Annotated in this window: 19 protein-coding genes and 2 pseudogenes; 5 read left to right on the top strand and 16 right to left on the bottom strand. The window is 69.9% G+C overall.

Annotated features, from left to right (window positions below; genetic code table 11):
- Nucleotides 1–61 precede the first annotated feature (61 nt).
- Entirely contained in the window at nt 62–484 is a 423-nt protein-coding gene (locus DIZ27_RS14310; protein ID WP_109378787.1) for a Fur family transcriptional regulator, read from the top strand.
- Nucleotides 485–556: 72 nt separating this feature from the next.
- Here the strand turns inward: DIZ27_RS14310 and DIZ27_RS14305 are convergent, their stop codons facing one another.
- The 4 genes from DIZ27_RS14305 to DIZ27_RS14290 form a co-directional block, all read right to left on the bottom strand.
- Nucleotides 557–1,405 (bottom strand): isoprenyl transferase, encoded by an 849-nt coding sequence (locus DIZ27_RS14305; protein WP_109378786.1) that lies wholly within the window; start codon nt 1,403–1,405, stop codon nt 557–559.
- A gap of 33 nt (nt 1,406–1,438) precedes the next feature.
- Nucleotides 1,439–2,185, bottom strand: a complete 747-nt coding sequence (gene recO, locus DIZ27_RS14300) for a DNA repair protein RecO (protein WP_109378785.1) — start codon at nt 2,183–2,185, stop codon at nt 1,439–1,441.
- Nucleotides 2,186–2,297: 112 nt separating this feature from the next.
- Nucleotides 2,298–2,513: a hypothetical protein gene (locus DIZ27_RS14295; RefSeq protein ID WP_109378784.1), complete on the bottom strand. Its 216-nt coding sequence runs from the start codon at nt 2,511–2,513 to the stop codon at nt 2,298–2,300.
- Complete coding sequence (locus tag DIZ27_RS14290) at nt 2,510–2,728, bottom strand: hypothetical protein (RefSeq protein ID WP_109378993.1); 219 nt, start codon at nt 2,726–2,728, stop codon at nt 2,510–2,512. Before DIZ27_RS14290 ends, DIZ27_RS14295 begins: the two co-directional genes overlap by 4 nt.
- 126 nt (nt 2,729–2,854) lie before the next feature.
- Here DIZ27_RS14290 and DIZ27_RS14285 point away from each other — a divergent pair.
- Nucleotides 2,855–3,689, top strand: a pseudogene (locus DIZ27_RS14285) (helix-turn-helix transcriptional regulator).
- The gene (locus tag DIZ27_RS14280) at nt 3,671–3,886 is read left to right on the top strand and encodes a DUF397 domain-containing protein (protein ID WP_109378783.1); all 216 of its coding nucleotides are present in this window, start codon (nt 3,671–3,673) and stop codon (nt 3,884–3,886) included. Before DIZ27_RS14285 ends, DIZ27_RS14280 begins: the two are co-directional and overlap by 19 nt.
- 5 nt (nt 3,887–3,891) lie before the next feature.
- Here the strand turns inward: DIZ27_RS14280 and DIZ27_RS14275 are convergent, their stop codons facing one another.
- The 3 genes from DIZ27_RS14275 to DIZ27_RS14265 form a co-directional block, all read right to left on the bottom strand.
- Nucleotides 3,892–4,080, bottom strand: coding sequence for a hypothetical protein (locus DIZ27_RS14275; protein ID WP_109378782.1), 189 nt, complete (start codon nt 4,078–4,080; stop codon nt 3,892–3,894).
- Nucleotides 4,081–4,091: 11 nt separating this feature from the next.
- Nucleotides 4,092–4,676, bottom strand: a complete 585-nt coding sequence (locus DIZ27_RS14270) for a transcriptional regulator (protein WP_109378781.1) — start codon at nt 4,674–4,676, stop codon at nt 4,092–4,094.
- 98 nt (nt 4,677–4,774) lie between these two features.
- Nucleotides 4,775–5,329, bottom strand: a complete 555-nt coding sequence (locus DIZ27_RS14265; RefSeq protein ID WP_109378780.1) for a hypothetical protein — start codon at nt 5,327–5,329, stop codon at nt 4,775–4,777.
- Between the two features lie 300 nt (nt 5,330–5,629).
- Between DIZ27_RS14265 and DIZ27_RS14260 the strand changes: the two genes are divergently transcribed.
- Nucleotides 5,630–5,917, top strand: coding sequence for a hypothetical protein (locus DIZ27_RS14260; protein WP_309074862.1), 288 nt, complete (start codon nt 5,630–5,632; stop codon nt 5,915–5,917).
- A gap of 16 nt (nt 5,918–5,933) precedes the next feature.
- Here the strand turns inward: DIZ27_RS14260 and DIZ27_RS14255 are convergent, their stop codons facing one another.
- The 9 genes from DIZ27_RS14255 to DIZ27_RS14215 all read right to left on the bottom strand — a co-directional run bounded on the left by DIZ27_RS14255 (nt 5,934) and on the right by DIZ27_RS14215 (nt 16,369).
- Nucleotides 5,934–6,596, bottom strand: a complete 663-nt coding sequence (locus DIZ27_RS14255) for a response regulator transcription factor (protein WP_109378779.1) — start codon at nt 6,594–6,596, stop codon at nt 5,934–5,936.
- Complete coding sequence (locus tag DIZ27_RS14250; RefSeq protein WP_109378778.1) at nt 6,593–7,885, bottom strand: sensor histidine kinase; 1,293 nt, start codon at nt 7,883–7,885, stop codon at nt 6,593–6,595. The genes DIZ27_RS14255 and DIZ27_RS14250 overlap by 4 nt, the downstream gene beginning before the upstream one ends.
- Nucleotides 7,886–7,970: 85 nt before the next feature.
- Entirely contained in the window at nt 7,971–10,088 is a 2,118-nt protein-coding gene (locus tag DIZ27_RS14245; RefSeq protein ID WP_109378777.1) for an MMPL family transporter, read from the bottom strand.
- Between the two features lie 179 nt (nt 10,089–10,267).
- Nucleotides 10,268–11,251: a DUF6879 family protein gene (locus DIZ27_RS14240; protein WP_146228942.1), complete on the bottom strand. Its 984-nt coding sequence runs from the start codon at nt 11,249–11,251 to the stop codon at nt 10,268–10,270.
- 41 nt (nt 11,252–11,292) lie between these two features.
- Complete coding sequence (locus DIZ27_RS14235) at nt 11,293–12,297, bottom strand: SCO2521 family protein (protein WP_109378775.1); 1,005 nt, start codon at nt 12,295–12,297, stop codon at nt 11,293–11,295.
- Nucleotide 12,298: 1 nt separating this feature from the next.
- A complete protein-coding gene (locus tag DIZ27_RS14230; RefSeq protein ID WP_181383537.1) occupies nt 12,299–13,264 on the bottom strand; it encodes an SCO2522 family protein in 966 nt (321 codons plus the stop codon).
- Nucleotides 13,261–14,178, bottom strand: coding sequence for an SCO2523 family variant P-loop protein (locus tag DIZ27_RS14225; protein WP_109378774.1), 918 nt, complete (start codon nt 14,176–14,178; stop codon nt 13,261–13,263). The genes DIZ27_RS14230 and DIZ27_RS14225 overlap by 4 nt, the downstream gene beginning before the upstream one ends.
- A gap of 3 nt (nt 14,179–14,181) precedes the next feature.
- Nucleotides 14,182–16,020: an SCO2524 family protein gene (locus tag DIZ27_RS14220; RefSeq protein WP_109378773.1), complete on the bottom strand. Its 1,839-nt coding sequence runs from the start codon at nt 16,018–16,020 to the stop codon at nt 14,182–14,184.
- Nucleotides 16,021–16,078: 58 nt separating this feature from the next.
- The gene (locus tag DIZ27_RS14215; protein WP_146228941.1) at nt 16,079–16,369 is read right to left on the bottom strand and encodes a hypothetical protein; all 291 of its coding nucleotides are present in this window, start codon (nt 16,367–16,369) and stop codon (nt 16,079–16,081) included.
- A gap of 142 nt (nt 16,370–16,511) precedes the next feature.
- Here DIZ27_RS14215 and DIZ27_RS46495 point away from each other — a divergent pair.
- Nucleotides 16,512–16,711 (top strand): annotated as a pseudogene (locus DIZ27_RS46495) (IS1380 family transposase); the annotation flags it as partial.

Here is a 16,711-nt window from a genome sequence, read left to right as displayed (position 1 = left end):
CCCGGATCTTCCCCGGACTGGCACAATGGCCGCGGCAGAGTCGGACGTGAGGAGGAAACCGGTGACCACCGCTGGACCGCCCGTGAAGGGCCGCGCCACCAGGCAGCGGGCCGCTGTGGCGGCTGCGCTCCAGGATGTCGACGAGTTCCGCAGTGCGCAGGAACTGCACGACATGCTCAAGCACAAGGGCGACTCGGTGGGGCTCACCACGGTGTACCGCACCCTGCAGTCCCTCGCCGAGGCCGGCGAGGTGGACGTGCTGCGGACCGCCGACGGTGAGTCCGTCTACCGCCGTTGCTCCACCGGCGAGCACCACCACCACCTGGTCTGCCGCACCTGCGGCAAGGCGGCCGAGGTCGAGGGCCCGGTCGTGGAGACCTGGGCGGAGGCCGTCGCCGCCGAACACGGCTACGTCAACGTGGCCCACACGGTGGAGATCTTCGGCACCTGCGCGGAGTGCGCGGCGGCCGGCCGCGACGACTGAGGTCGCGGACGCGGGACACGGCGAAGGGCGCGGAGACGATCTCCGCGCCCTTCGTGGTCCCGCCCGTCCCCGTTACCGCCCGCTCTCCTGCGGCTGCTCGCCCTCCATGGCCAGCAGCTCCTCGTTCGGGATCGCACCGCCGAAACGCCGGTCGCGGGAGGCGAACTCCAGGCACGCCCGCCACAGGTCCCGGCGGTCGAAGTCCGGCCACAGGACGTCCTGGAAGACCATCTCCGCGTAGGCGCTCTGCCACAGCAGGTAGTTGGACGTGCGCTGCTCACCGCTCGGCCGCAGGAACAGGTCCACGTCCGGCATGTCCGGGTAGTACAGGTAGTTCTGCAGGGTCTTCTCGGTGATCCTGCCCGGGTCGAGGCGCCCCGCCTTCACGTCCTCGGCCATGGCCTGCGCCGCGTCGGCGATCTCGGCGCGGCCGCCGTAGTTCATGCAGAAGTAGAGCGTGAGCCGGTCGTTGTCCTTGGTCTGCTCCTGGGCAACCTGGAGCTCCTTGGCCACCGACTTCCACAGCTTGGGCATCCGGCCCACCCAGCGCACCCGGATCCCGAGTTCGTCGAGCTCGTCACGGGACTTGCGGATGAAGTCCCGGTTGAAGTTCATCAGGAAGCGCACCTCTTCCGGCGAGCGCTTCCAGTTCTCGGTGGAGAAGGCGTACAGCGAGATGGCGCCGACACCCATCTCTATCCCGCCCTGGAGCACGTCCAGCACCCGCTCGGCGCCGACCTTGTGCCCCTCGGTGCGCGGCAGTCCCCGTTCCTTGGCCCAGCGGCCGTTGCCGTCCATGACGATCGCCACGTGCTTGGGGACCAGCTCACCGGGGAACTTCGGGGGCCGCGCGCCGGAGGGGTGCGGTTCCGGCGTCTTGTACTCCCGGCGCTGACGCCCCAGGAACCCGCGTACGGCCATGTGCTTCCTCGTCTCCCTCTAGCTGGGTTCTGGTTACTTCTCGACGTACCGGAGTGAGCGCAGCCCGCGCTCGAGATGCCAGTGCAGGTAGGCGGACACCAGCCCGCTCCCCTCCCGGACGTGCCGCTCCTCGCACGCGTCCGCGGTCTCCCAGTCCCCCGTCAGCAGCGCGCCGAGCAGTTCCAGGGCCTCCGGCGAGGGTACGACGCTGCCGGGCACCCGGCAGTCGGCGCAGACGGAACCGCCGGACCCGACCGAGAAGAACCGGTTCGGCCCGGGCATCCCGCACCTCGCGCAGTCCCCGAAGCTCGGGGCGTAGCCGTTGACGGCGAGGGAGCGCAGCAGGAACGCGTCGAGGACGAGATGCGGCGCGTGCTCACCGCGGGCGAGGGTCCTGAGGGCGCCCACGAGCAGCAGGTACTGCTGCACGGCCGGCTCGCCCTCGTTGTCGGTGAACCGCTCGGCGGTCTCGAGCATGGCCGTTCCGGCGGTGTAGCGGGCGTAGTCGGTGACGATCCCGCCGCCGTACGGCGCGATGGTCTCGCTCTGGGTGCACAGCGGGAGGCCGCGCCCGATCAGCTCGCTGCCCTTGGCGAAGAACTGCACGTCCACGTGCGAGAACGGTTCGAGGCGGGCACCGAACTTGGACTTCGTCCGGCGCACGCCCCTCGCCACGGCGCGTACGCGTCCGTGACCGCGCGTGAGCAGCGTGATGATCCGGTCCGCTTCACCCAGCTTCTGGGTGCGCAGCACGATGCCGTCGTCGCGGAACAGACTCATGCCCCCATTCTCGCGTACGCCCGGGGCTCCCCCGTCACGCGGTCGGGGCCCGTCCGGCGGACCGTGCCGGACGGGCCCGCCGGACGATCAGGCACAGCTCAGGGCCCCTGGCTCAGGGAAGCTCCCCCCGGCTGCGCGCGTTGGCGTACGCGGTCGCCGCGCGCAACCGCTCGGCGGGGGTCGCCCGGCGCAGGGCGTCCGGTTCGGCGTCCCACTCCCGGCCGCCGCCGTACGGTCTCAGCTGGACGTAGGGCCCCTCGTGGCCCATCACGATGCCGATCCGCCCGGTCCGGGTGTCCACGACGTACACGCCGACCGGCGGTCTCATCGCGCCGCCGCGGCCATCGCGGCCGCGATCCGCCGTGCGGTGTCCACGGAGCACCGCCCCAGGTCGACGAGCGGACAGGGCGCCTCCCGCGCAAGACTCACCGGGTCCAGCCCCAGTGACGGCAGGGTAATTCCGGTCTTCGCGAGTAACGCCCGCAACTCTTTCACCACTTCCTCCGCTTCTTCGACGCAGAGCGCCGAGTGCTGTGCCTTCACCCTCATCCCCTTCTTTTCGGCATTCACGCTTCCGGTCCTTAAGGTGCCCGCCGGAACCTACACTCGGAAGGGGGTTGCGGCCTACAAATAACGGGCTATGAAAAAAGCTTGAGAAAGGGTTCAGCAATGGCCAACGGTTCACGCCAAGCGGCATGGGAGTTCTTCGGCGCGGAACTGAAGCGCCGCCGGGAGGAGGCAGGGTTCACGCAGGTGGAACTGGGCTCGCGGGTGTTCGTCTCCGGCGGTTACATCGGCCAATTCGAACAAGCCATCCGAAAACCCCAACTGGACGTGGCCCAGCGAATCGACGACACACTGCAAACCGACGGCTTTTTCGAACGGCTGTGGCGCACAGCTCATCAAGGAACAGCGGTACGCCGAGTACTTTGCACATGCAGCAGAACTGGAGCGGCTGGCAACGAGCATCTGTGACTGGGCGCCCGCAGTGGTCCCCGGCCTCCTCCAGACACCCGCGTATGCCCGGGCCATCTATACGGCAAGCAATCCGCTCGCCACGGACGGATACATCGATGAGATGGTCGGCCTCCGCATGAACCGTGTTCAGCTCCTCAAGGACGCTACCCGGCCGGTGTATTGGGTCGTCCTGCATGAGGCGGTACTGCGTGTACCGGTCGGCGGATCCGCGGTGATGGCCGAGCAACTCGACCACATCTCAGAGACGGCCCGCGCCCGCAAGGCTCTGGTGTAGGTGGTTCCGTTCTCCGTCGGGGCACATCCGCAGATGGGCAAGATGATGACGCTCAAGGAGTTCGAGGACGCGCCGCCGACCGCCTATACAGAGGGGGTGCTGTCAGGCAGTCTGCTGGACGATCCGGCAGTAGTGAGGAAAATCCGAGCGGATTACGATCTCCTCAGGGCCGCAGCTCTGTCACGAGAGGCGTCTCTGGCCATGATCGAAGCAGCGGCGGAGGGCTACAGACGATGTGCGAGTACGACCTGACCAACGCATGCTGGCGCAAAAGCACCTACAGCGGCGGCAGCGGCGGCGAGGAATGTGTCATGGTCGCCGACGGCGTCCCCGGTGTCATCCCCGTCCGGGACAGCAAAGTGGCCGGCGGGCCCGTGCTGGTGGTCGGGGCGGCAGCCTGGACGGAGTTCATAGGCGCCGTCGGCGAACGCCCCGCCGGGGACCGGTGACGCCGCTAGGCCGCGGTGACTGCCGTCCTGGGGGCGTCGGCGAGCCGCAGGCCTAACTCCACGAGGGTCCAGCCGAGGCGGGCCCGGAGGGCCCGGGGGTGTCCGACGGAGGCGGCGAGACGGTACGCCTCGGCCTGCGCACGGAGTTCGGTGTCGCGGATGTGGTGCAACGCGAGGTGGGTATCGGAGTGCATCGGGCGGCCTCTCAGTCCGTGCGGGTGGGGATGACGTGCGTGTGGATGCGCACCTGCTCGACGTCCGGGGTGCCCTCGTCGAGGGCCAGGCTCCGGTAGCTCTCTATGAGCTCGTACATCTTCTCGCCGAGTTCACGGGCGAGTTCGGGGGTGAGGCTCAGCGTCCAGTCGCTCATGTCCGAGGAGCGTCTCCACTGCTCGGACCAGTCGTGGCGGGTACCGAGCCAGGTGGCGACTTCCCGGGTGTGGGTGTTCGCAGCCTCGTGCAGGTACAGGTCGGCGGCGCCGCGCACCTCGGGGTCACGGTCCTCGAGCAGCGTTCCGTCGAACAGCACGCCCCGGTGGACCGCCCGCCACCACCGCTCCCGTCCCTTGCCGCGCTCCGGCGCGTCTTCGACGAAGCCGTGCGCGGCGAGCTGGCGCAGGTGGTAGCTGGTCGCGCCGCTGGACTCCCCCAGTTTCGCGGCCAGTTGCGACGCGGTGGCCGGCCCCCCGTGTCGTAGTGCGTTCAGCAACCGCATCCGCAGGGGATGCGCGAGCCCGCGCAGCGAGCGGGCGTCGAGACTGTGGAGCTGCGGGTCCTGGGAGCCGTCCATGACACCAACGGTATCGCTCCAAAGAACCCGTTGCAACGCTTCCTTTGCAACGAGTTCTTTGGAGGATGCCCCACCGAGGCCGTGCGGCCACGAGTGGATCAATAGTTCCCGGTGGCGAGCGGTTCGCCGTCCTTGCCGTACACGGTGACCAGTCCGTTCTCGGATTCGTAGCACGACGTGAACGCCGAGGCGATCAGCGTGCCTTCACCCGCGTGCGGACCGGTCAGGCCGCCGGAGAAGTCCGTGAAAACCTCGGCCGAGTCGAGGATGTCGTTGCGCTTGTCGGCGCCGGTCACCTTGGTGACGTGCTTCACGGCCTCCTTCTCCGTGGGCGTGCCGGACTCGGCGACACAGGCCCGGAACTCCTCGGCCTGACTCTTCGCCCCCTCCCCCGGCCCGCCCTTGGCGGGCTCCTCCTTCGCTTCTTCGGCAGCAACGGCCCTGTCTTTCTTGCCGGTGTCCGTGGAGTCGGAACCCCCGTCCATCACAGTGGCGGCGACGCTGACGACGAGGATCAGGCCGAGGATGCCGGCACAGCCGAGGCCGATGACCTTGCTGACCCCGCGCCTCTTCGGCGGCTGGGGCGCCGGAGCACCTGCCGGATGATGAGAGCCGTCCCATCCGGGCTGCTGCTGAGAGTGGTGCTGGTTCATGGGTTCCCCTTGAGGTCGTTCACGTTGTTCGCGTGTACGACCTGCGAGGATGTGGAGCAGTTGTGCGCGAACGGTTCAATTCACGCGTTTGCGGGTAGAGCCGTCGAAGCGTACGAATGCGGTTGTCGAAGCGGGCACACAGAGCGTCACCCCCATCTCCCTTCTCTCACCGGGCTGTTGGTCCGACGGGAGGATGAACTGGCTATGGCGCTGTTGGCGTGACATTTCGGCGGGGGTGCCACCGAGGCGGGCTCCGAGACGGTCTCCTGTGAGGTAGACCGACATCCTTTGGAGATCCACGTGACCGCCTCCGCTTACGAGTTCGGCACCAACCACCGTGCCTTCGTCGACCCTTACGCCCTCGACGGGAGCAGCTTCGGTGACTACCACCTGACGCCGCCGCACCCGGGTGAACGGCTGGACGTCGCCATCGACCCGCAGGACCGGCGCCGTCTGGAGCTGCACGCGGCCCTGACCGCGGCCGGCATCCCGCCCCGGCCCGAGGACCGCGAGGCCATCGACCGACTCAGCGCCCTGCCCGGCAACATCAACAGCACGATCCAGCGCTGGCTGGCTCACGCCCTCTGAGCGACGGCGTCGCCGGTCACGGTGTGCCCGGTGCCACCAGGCCCGACTCGTAGGCCACGATGACCAGTTGGGCCCGGTCGCGGGCCGCCAGCTTGCCCATGATCCGGCTGACATGGGTCTTCGCCGTGAGCGGGCTCAGCCCCAACGCCTCCGCCACCTCGGTGTTGTTGAGCCCGCGTGCGACCAGCGTGAGCACCTGCCGCTCGCGGTCGGACAGGCATTCGGGGCCCGCCGTCACCGGCATCGCCGGACTGCGCAGGAACCGCTCGATCAGCCGCGCGGTGGGCCCCGGCGACAGCAGCGCCTCCCCGGCGGCCACCGTGCGGATGGCGTCGAGGAGTTCGGCGGGCCTGGTGTCCTTGACCAGGAAGCCGGAGGCGCCGGCGCGCAGCGCCTCCACGATGTTCTCGTCGGTGTCGTAGGTGGTGAGGACGAGCACCTTCACCCCGGCGAGGTCCTCCTCGGCGGCGATCAGCCGGGTGGCCTCGATGCCGTCGAGGTCGGGCATCCGGATGTCCATGACGACGAGGTCGGCGCGCCGGGTGCGGGCCAGTTCGGCCGCTTCGCGGCCGGTGGCGGCCTGGCCGACGACCTCCATGTCGGACGCCGACTCGACGAGCAGGGCGAACGCCTCCCGTACGAGGGTCTGGTCGTCGGCGAGCAGTACGCGGATGGTCATGCGGTCCGGGTTCCTTCCGCGATGGTGGCGGCCGTGGGGGCGGGTGTGGTCAGCGGCAGGGTCGCGGTCACCTGGAAGCCGCCTCCCGCGCGGGCTCCGGCGTCGAGTGTGCCGCCCACGCTGCGGGCCCGTTCCCGCATCCCGACCAGCCCGAATCCGGGGGCGCCGTCCGGGTCCGGGCCGGCGCCGTCGTCGGTGACGGACAGGTACAGGGCGCCGTTCTCCGTGCGCAGGTCGACGCGGACGAACGGCTCGGGGCCCGCGTGCCGGACCGCGTTGGTCAGCGCCTCCTGCACGATGCGGTACGCGGCGGCGCCGACGGCGGGCGGCACGGCGCCGAACCGGCCGGAGTGCTCGACGCGGGCGCCCGCCAGGCGGGCGGCCTCCACCAGGTCGGGCACGCCGTCGAGGCCGGGCAGCGGGCCCCGGGCGTCGCCCGCGCCGTGCTCGCGCAACACCTCCAGGGTGGTGCGGAGTTCACCGCGGGCCGTCCGGCAGGTGTCGGCGATGTCGTCGAGGGCCTTGGCGACGGTCCGCCGGTCCAGCCGTTCGGGGTCGGCGGCCAGGACGTGCGCGGCGACGGAGGTCTGCACGCCGATGAGGGTGATGCTGTGGGCCAGCAGGTCGTGCAGGTCGCGGGCGATGCGCAGGCGTTCCTCGGCGACCCGGCGGCGGGCCTCTTCCTCGCGGGTCCGTTCGGCCCGTTCGGCCCGTTCGACGATGGCGGCGACGTACTGCCGGTAGTAACGGACGTCGACACCGGAGACCAGCACGGCGACGACCCAGCCGGTGATGCGGAGCAGTTCCACGAAGCCGTCGGGGTTGGTGAGCGCGTTCAGCAGGAGCGTGCCGCAGATGACGAGCGAGCCGAGGCAGAGGGTGCGGCGCGGCGGGCCGGTCGCGGCGATGGTGTAGAGCGGCACCATGGTCGCGGCGACGGGCGCGACGTGGTTGTTGTCGAGCGCGTGGTACGGCGCGACCAGCGCCAGGACGCACAGCAGCACCAGCAGCGGCCGGCGACGGCGCCACACCAGGGGCACGTGGGCGGCGAGCAGCAGGGTCCAGCCGAGCGCGTCGGGTCGGCGCCCCTGGTCGCCGACCAGCGCGAGGACGGTCGCGAGCACGGCGAGGAGGACGGCCAGCACGGCGTCGTTGCGGACGGCGTGCGGTGCGGTGAGCGGGTCGCGGTGGATCGCCGCCACGATCCGCTCGCCGAGGCGCGGCCGCTCGGCCGCCGTGGCCTTCGTCGGGGGCGGCGGTGCGGGGGCCGTGGTCGTGGTTGCCTGCACGGGTTCATCCTCCGGGAGGAGGGTGCCCCTCCGTGAGGGAGGGGCACCCTTTCGTCTGTGCGCCGGTGCGGTGCCGGCCGTCTGCCTACCGCGCGGGCTCCGGCTCCCGTTCCGCGTTGCCCTCACGGTCCCCCCGGTCCTCCCGTACCGGCTTCGGGGCGGGCCGGGAGAGCCTGCCGGGCCACCACATCCAGCGGCGCAGCAGCACACTCGCGGTGGTCACCAGGTAGGTGCGGACGAGGAACGTGTCGAGCAGGACGCCGACCGCGATGACGAAGCCGAGTTCGACCAGGCCCACCAGCGGGAGTGTGGTCAGTACGGCGAAGGTCGCGGCGAGGACGACGCCCGCGGAGGCGATCACCCCGCCGGTGGTGCGCAGCGCGGTGAGCGCGGCGGCCTCGGGTTCGGCGCCCGCCAGGGACTCCTCGCGCATCCGGTGCATGAGGAAGATGCCGTAGTCGACGCCGAGGGCGACGAGGAAGACGAAGGAGAGCAGACCGAGTCCGGGGTCGGTGCCCGCGAAGCCGAACAGCGGCTCGAAGACGAGTCCGCCGATGCCGAGGGTCGCGCCCCACACGGCGACCACGGCGGCGAGCAGCAGCAGCGGTGCGATCAGGCTGCGCAGCAGCAGCACGAGGACGACGAACACCGCGGCGAGCACCAGCGGCACGATCACCGAGCGGTCCCGGGACTCGGCGTCGGCGAGGTCGAGTTGCTGGGCGCTGGGGCCGCCGACGTAGGTGCCGTGGTCGTCGAGTCCGGCGCGCAGGGCTTCGATGGTGCGGGTCTCGCCGGGCGACTCGGGTGCGGCGGTGGGGAACACGGAGATCTCGGTCCAGCCCCCGCCGCTGCGTCCGGCGGCCGCGTCCGCCACACCGTCGGTGGTGCGGGCCGTCTCCAGTGCGGCGGCGGCCCGGTCGGTGGGGGCGATCAGGGTGACGGGGCGGCTGCTGCGGTCGGGGTACTTCTCGGCCAGGGTCCGCATCGCGGTGATGGACTCCGGCCGGTCGGTGAAGGAGTCCTCCTGTTTGAGGTCGCCGCCGAGGTTGAGGGTGCCGAGCGCGAGGGCGCCGAGGAGGACGGCCCCGCCGGCGAGGACGGCGGCGGGCCGGCGGGCGGCGGAGGTGCCCATGGCGGCGAACAGCGAGCGACGGGCCCTGGGTTCGCTGCCGTAGGCGGGGATCAGCGGCCAGAACACGCGCCGCCCGAGCAGGACCAGCACGGCGGGCAGCAGGGTGGTCATCGCGACCAGCGCGGCGAGCACGCCGATCATGCCGACGGGTCCCATGCCGCTGCTGCTGTTGAGGTCGGCGGCGAGCAGGCACAGCAGTCCGGCGGCGACGGTGCCGGAGGAGGCGAGGATCGCCGGTCCGCAGCCGCGCAGGGCGGTGCGCATGGCGTCGTGGGGGCGTTCGTGGCGGCGCAGTTCCTCGCGGTACCGGGAGACGAGCAGCAGCGCGTAGTCGGTGCCGGCGCCGAGGACGAGCACGGTCATGATGCCGCCGCTCTGGCCGGTGATCGTGACGTCGAACAGTTCGTGGAGCCCGTATCCGGCGGCCATCGCGAGGGCCGCCGCCGCGCCCGCCACGGTGAGCGGGACCAGCCACAGGAACGGGCTGCGGTAGATCAGGACGAGCAGGACGGTGACGACGCCGAGGGTGGCGAACAACAGGGTGCCGTCGATCGTCTCGAACACCTTGCCCATGTCCGTCTGGAGCGCGCCGGGCCCGCCGACCTCGACGCTCAGCCCGCCGCTGCCGGCACTGTCGGCGATCTCGCGCACCTCGTCGACGAAGGCGTTGCGTGCCTCTTCGTCCTGGCCGGGCCCGGTGCTGGAGACCGGGTACATGAGGGTGCTGCCGTCCTCGGAGGGAACGCCCCGCGGCTCGCCCGACAGCTCGTGGGTGTCCGCCACTTCGGCGACCTGCTCGGCGGCGGTCCGCCGGTTGGCCGCAGTCAGCCCGCCGTCCCGGTGATAGACGATCACCAGGTCGGTCGACTCCCCGCCGGGCAACTCGTCCTGGATGCGGGCGACCTGGGTGGAGTCGGCGCTGCCGGGCAAGTAGTCGACGGCCCGGTTCTGCTGCACATCGCTGAACTTCCCGGCCAGCGGCCCGACCAGCACGAGCGCGGCCAGCCACAGCCCGACCACCACCCAGGGCACGACGCGTCGTCGCCCAGTACGTATCGTTGCGGCCCCCATGAGACGGGCTCCCCTCCGGTCCGGTGTCTGGATCGGTATCCAGACTCCCGGCGGAAGGCGCCCACTTCGTCAGGCGTGAGGCCGAGTCGAGCGCTACTGCGTGAGGCGGTCGAGAAGCGGGACTACTCCCCGGGGAGTAACCCGGCCATGCTCCGCTCGTGTCACGGAGAAGAGCGCTGTCACGCGGAGCCCCCCGACGAGGAGGCCGGTCGGTGGTCAAGCTCTGTGGCGGTCGCCCACAGGGTGTTGAACGTCCTCACTTGTCCGTCGACTCGGCGTCCCTCCGCATCGAGTCGGGTCTGGACATTTCCCTCCTGCCGGTCCGGCTCGAACTCCAAATACAGTTCGCTGTCGAAGATCACGACGTCCCGCGCCACCACCGACCTCAGTCTCGCCCCCTCCGGAAGCGGCAGGGTGAGGAACCGCACGCTGATGCCCGTGTCACGCTGAGCCCGGCAGAGTCTCGTGAACCGTCGCATGAAGTCCGGGTCGGCTTCCTCTTCTTCCTTGATCATGAAAAGCCTTTGGATCGTCACACCTCGAGCACTCATCGCCTCCGTTTGGGCATCCAAGTACGGGCCCGCCGAGTCCGTGTTCCAGAAAGGCTGGTCGACGGAGCTGCTGGTGGCGTGGATGGTGCGCCGGGCGCATTCGGTGAGCCTGATGAGCCACTCGTTGTTGTCCCGCGGCCAGTGTGCGGTCATGCTCGTCAGGTCGGTGACGACAGAGGCAAGGCTCTCCACCTCGGACCGGGCGAAGGCCTTGACGATCTCCGGTCCCTGCTGCCCCACCCGGTTCAGACTCTTGATGAGTCGCCTGGCATCGCTGGTGCTCATACCTGACTGATCCAGCTCGCTCAGCAGCCCGGCTGCCTCACTGAGTTTGTTGAACTGTGCTTCGAGCTCCCGGCTCCGCTCTCTGTGACCGGCCTCGACCGCCCCCAGCCGCTGCTCAAAGTCAACCATGTACTGCACGATGAGTGCGGAACCGCCGATCACGACGGAAACCGCGATCTTCCACAGTTCGTCGCCGGACTGGTTCAGCAGGTTCGTGAGCACGTAGGCACCCGTGCTCACCACGATGGTGACAAGGATCTTGAGCACAATGGGCGCGATGCGCAACCCGCCCGCAGCCGGGCCGGGTGTGGGCGGTGCTCCGTGCATGTCCGTCTCCCCCCGTCAGGTGTCCACAGCATGATTCCCGGTCAGTGCCGAGTCGGCACCTCCACGAGCAACTGAAGCGTATGCATTGCCAGTTGATCGCGCATGCGCTGCACCAGGGTCCGCCACTGCTGGGTGAAGCCGGGGTGGTCCTCCAGGGTGTCCCAGAGCGGGACGAGCGTGCGCGACACACGGGCCCGCGGCATCCACAGATGCAGCAGGTGATCGACGGCGGGCCGGAGTGCCGTGACGACGCCGCGATGGTCCTGGCCCGCTTCGGGCGCCGGCCGGGAGCGGGGCTGCCCGCCGCCCGGCCGGATACCGTCGAGGATGCGGACGACTGTGGTGAGCAGCCAGTCGTGCAGGGCGAGATCCTCGCACAGCACGGCGATGTCGGCGCCGGGGGTGCCGACGGGGACGCGTAGCCGCACCGTACGCAGTTCGTCCTCGGCGAGGGTGAACCGCTCGATGCACGGCGCCTCGTCGCGCTCGGTGGACACAGCCACCCAGCGCAGCCTGGTGGGACGGGACCTCAGAGGCGGGCGCTGGTCGAGCAGGGGGTGGCGCAGCACGCGTGTGAGCAGTCCGTCGGCGACCGGTCCGACGTCGAGTTCGCGAGGCCGGCCCCCGTTCAGCAACCCCTCGGCGACGGACTCGTGCGGTAGTTTTCCGAACGGCTCGACCAGTCCGGGGCGTACGAGGTGGTGGCCCCAGGGTTGTCGGTGATCGGGCCCAGCGGCAGGCATTCGGAAGTGGGCGGAGCTCTGCAGGACGCGCCCCTCTGTGAGGGAGGCCCGCGCGGCAACGGTGCCGACGGCCCGGACCTTGGCGCCGTTGCCGCTGGGCAGGGCGCAGTCGATGCCGGTGAGGATTTCGGCGGAACGGCCGTAGAGGTTGGGGCGTTCGGAGAGCAGGACCCGTTCGTCGCCCCGCAGTGTGAGGAACTGGGCGGTGGCACGGCTGTCGAGAGGTTGGAGGGCGGGCAGCAGACAGGTGCGGACCTCCCCACAGGTGAGCACGACGGGCGGTGGCCTCTCCCCCGGCGTCATGTCACTGCCCCGCGTGGAAGACGTAGGAGACGCGGTCGGCCACCGAGGCGGGGACGGCCGCGTCCTCCTGGGTGGAGCGGTCGGCGGCCTGGGCCAGTGCTCCGGGGTCGACCTCGATCTGGTCGAGAATCACGCGGACGGCGTGTTCGACGGCCAGGAAGTGGTTGGGCAGCACCGAGCAGGTCCGGTAGGCGGCAAACGGGTTCGCCCGGGGGTTGAGCCGGACCAGCTCGGGCAATTCGTCCCATTCCTCGGGGAAGTCGGTATGGGTGTGCGGCTGGGGCACGAGCACGGCCCTGCCCTCGTTGCGCAGCAGTCCGAGGCGGGCGAGCTGCCACACCGCGGCGAGGAAGGGGCAGGACCAAGTGCGATGTCCGTCGGGGCCCTCGTCCCACAGTTCGACGTCCGCGAAGACGGAGTGGCGGCGGGCGGCGGTTTCCTTGGGCGGGGACCAGGCGGCGACCTTCTTCATGGCCTGCGGGACGCGCATGACGGGCCCGCGTTCACCGTTGGCGAGCCAGCCGGTCTGCGCGGTCGGCGGGCGCAGGCCGTAGCTGCCCGGTGGTGGCTCCTCGACGATCCGCCGGGCCACGGCTTCGGCGACCGGCACCTGCCCCGCGACGGCGCAGCCGGACTCGCGGGCCAGGTAGTCGACGTCAAGCCCGGCCCGTCCGGCCTCCTCCAGCAACATGGGGACGACCTCGGCGGGCCCGGCGAAACGTGCGAAGTAGTCGTCGACGAGGAAGCACGTGCTGATCCGGGGGCGTTTGCCACCGGTCTCGGCCGCCGCGGCGGCGCGTGCCGCCTCCGCCCAGGGGCGTACGCGTTCGAAGCGCTGCCGCAGGTGTCTTGGACCGGCCTCGAAGTCCTCCATGTAGAGGTGGCCGAGTTCCAGTGAGAGGTGGGACAGCGGGACCGCCTGGGTCCGTGGCTCGGCGGCCGCCTCGCGGAACACCGCCTCCGTCACGGCCACCCCCAGTAATCGTCGTCGGTCAAGCGCCGTGCGATCTCCTCCAGCGCCTCCAGCGTCTCCTTGTTGGCGATCTGGGTGGAAAGCACGTCCTCGTCGGTGATCAACTGTTCGCGCCACTGCAGGATGGGTTCCAGGGGTACGACACCGAGCACCACGCTGTCACCGATGCGATGTTCAGCGGCGAGTCGGCGCAGCGCCTCGTCAGAGGACTGCATCCAGGCTGCCTGGGCGGGCGAGCCGTGAGACCACAGCGGCGAATCCGGATGGGGTACGGCTGCCCGCACGAAGCGGACAGCACCCCGAAGTCCTTCCTCGTCGTGCCCTCGTTCGACACCACCCTTGATGATCCCGTGGTCCCCGTGGACGAGACCTGCGGCGGCGATCACGTGCTGCCGGGTCCAGCGGTGGAAGACCAGCCAGCGGAATGGGACATACCGCATCCGGGGGTGTGCCGTCGCGGTGAGGACCATGTCGACCGCGTAGCTCCGGCCGGCGCTCAGGTCGACGACGATGAGGTCGAACTCGCCGTTCAGCCGTAACAGCAGATCGACGCACCGCTCGAGGGCTTCCTCGCCGGTGGCGAACTCGCCGCCGCCGACGTCGCCGGGAAACAGCACCAGGCGGCCGGACCGGTTCGGCCGGGCCCGCAGCAGGGGATGCTCGGTCTGCCGCCAGACGTCGATCCTGGCCGGTTCCGTGACCTCGCCCTCCAGGTAGGAGTGCAGGCCCCGCTCCTCGGTGCCGCGCATCGCGCCCGGTACGTCGAAAACGGCGGCGGCCGTGGGCGAGCCCAAGTCAAGGTCCACGTAGGCCACGTGGTCACCGGTGAGGGCGCGCTGATAGGCCAGGTTGGCGCTGGTGACCGAGCGACCGGTGCCTCCTTTGTCGGAGGCGGCGAAGACGAGCACGGCTCACATCTCCTCTGCGGCAGCACCGCGAGCCTGGGCCAGGGTGTCGAGTTCCTGGAGCACGGGCAGGGCCAGCGCGAACGCGGTCGCGGGCCGGTCGTCGACCAGGCTCCGGGCACGGTCCAGCCGGCTCTCGATGCTCCGCATGGCCCGGCTCCGGCTTCCGTCGGCGGTGGAGGCCTCCAGCTGTTCCTTGCCGAACAGGTGGGTGGCCTCGCTGAGCAGCTCACGGGCCAGCTGAGCGAGTTCGGGACTGCGGATGGGCTGCTGCTCGTACAGGTTGCGGGCGGCTACCAGACACTCGGTGACACGCTTGGTGATGCTCCAGGAGAGGCGCCGACCGACGGCCGCGTCCGGGAAGACGGCTGCCGCGTTGTCCCAGAGGCCGGCCCCTTCACCCTCCTCGATCCGCCGGTTCCACAGGTGCTCGAATGCCTCTTCAGCCAGGCGCAGCAGACGGTCCTGTGCGTCGACGTTCCGGGAGAGCTCCGCGAGCTGGATGATCCGTTTGAGGAGTTGTGCCGAGAAATCGGTCATCCGCCACTGGAGCGGCCCGCCGGACCGTTCCGATCCGGCGAGCGGCATGGTGACCCCTGGGTTGTGCAGCCCGACCGCGGGGTCGTTCCTGCTCATACGGCTGGTGACCCGGCCTCTGTCGGCAAGGCGTTCCATGATGGCGACGGTGCGGGTGAGGTCGTCGTCGGTCGCCTTCCGGCGGACCAGGTCGTGGACGAGGATGGCCGCCGCGGTGAGGGAAAAATACTCCGACTCCAGTTGCAGACCGGTGGTCTGCCAGGGGAGGTCCTCCAAGGGCCAGCGCCCGGTACCGAATCGGGCGATGGCCGACCAGTACTGCTGGCTGAGTTCCCAGCGCAGGCGTAACGCCTCGGCGAGTTTCTGCTGGTCGGCGTCGAGCAGCCCCAGGGTGAGGGTGCGCTCGGAGAACAGGTCCTGGATGCCGTCCAGGGCGACGACGGTGAAGTACACGTAGGGCAGCGGGTCGGCGATGCCGTCGGGCTGACCCTTGACCGGGACGTCCAGGTCGACGACGGTCGGCGCGTCCTTCACCACGCCCCAGGCCCAGCCGCACTCGAAGAGCCGGCTCTCGTCCCGGATGCTCTCGTCGACCTCGATGCCGCGGCTGAGGCCTTCGATGATCGTGGCGCGCAGCGGGCGGAACCTGCCGGAGAACTGCTGGAGGACGGCCCGGTCGGACTGCTTGTTCTGCCCGATGACCTGGATCAGCCGCCGACCCTGCTCGGACTCGGCGTCAAAGACGTTGACGGTGAAGGAGCGCAGCAGGCTGACCATCGCGGCGGTGAGCCGGGTGTTGGTGGCCTCTCTCAGCTCACCGACCGCCCTGCGCATCTCGGGACGGGTGGTGCTGTTCTCGTAGACCTTGAGGAATCCCAGGGTGGCCAGGCAGAGCGTGACGGACATGGAGTAGGAGTCGACGATGCCCAACTGGCTCTGCTCGTGGGTGAGTTTCCGCTGGGGGTCATCCGTCCTGAAGTAGTGTCCACCGGCGAAGACGGGGCTGTCGTCCGGCCCTGTGTGGGTGCGCATGAACTGGGCCAGCGCGGTGATCAAGTGGGGAGGGATCTCCAGTCGGCTGCCGAGCCGCTCCAATGCCCCCAGGACGTCCCTCTCCGTGGTGTCGGGCTGGTCGAGGCGGAACGCGGGAACCTCGGTGGCGGGGTACAGCAGGCAGAGCAGGCGTTCCGCGTCCGCGACGGAGCTCAGCCCGTCGGTCTCCCCCCGGACGAGCTTTCCGTCCTCGAACGAATGGCGGGCCGCTGCCCGCCAGATGTCCAGCAGATGCTGCCGCGGCTTGATCTGCACCCCGTCCCCCCTCACCCGCCCCGCACTTCCACGGAACGGCCATCCAAGAGCTACCCACTCACCGGAATCCGCAAGCCAGGATGATGGACGTGTAGCCCGGACGCACCTCCCCCGGTTTGCCGATCCTGTAGGTCTGCACGGAGTCGGTGAAGCGTCTGATGCTGGCGCCGATGTCCGCCTGGCTGACGTCGCATGCCGGGAACCAGGTTCCTCCCAGTCGATATCCTTCACTATGCTCCATGAAAGCTGCGGCGAAGGGCGCCCCTGGAGCAAGCTTTTCCAGGAATTGCTCAACTGCACAATGAAATTCCCTGGTGGAGGCGGAAACGGATTCCGCGACGAAGAACATGGTCCCCACCTGCCACCTCAACCTGGATCCACCGTGTAACCCCGGGCCGGGGCTGGTGCTGGAACGAGGAAGTGCCTTGTGACCTGCGATGATGGGAGTTCTCTACGCTTCCAGCACGCACGATCAGCAAGGCACTTCGTAAGTGAAATCCTCCCATACCCCAGCGGCGACCTTCGCGGCAGCCGATGATGCGTCCGTTCTCGGGTACGGCGGGCTCGCCGCCGCTGTCCGGCTCGCCGAGCGGTGCGATCTGCCGGGCCAGGTCACAGCGAAGGTCCGGCTGACCGGGGCCGGCAACGGTGCCGGAACGGCTGTGGACGCGAAGGCGAKGKCGCTSGTGGC

The organism is Streptomyces sp. NWU339 (genome assembly GCF_003143855.1).
In the GTDB taxonomy this organism is placed as follows: domain Bacteria; phylum Actinomycetota; class Actinomycetes; order Streptomycetales; family Streptomycetaceae; genus Streptomyces.
The sequence above is the reverse complement of the archived record's forward strand: the minus strand, read 5'-3'. Positions and strand labels throughout refer to the sequence as shown.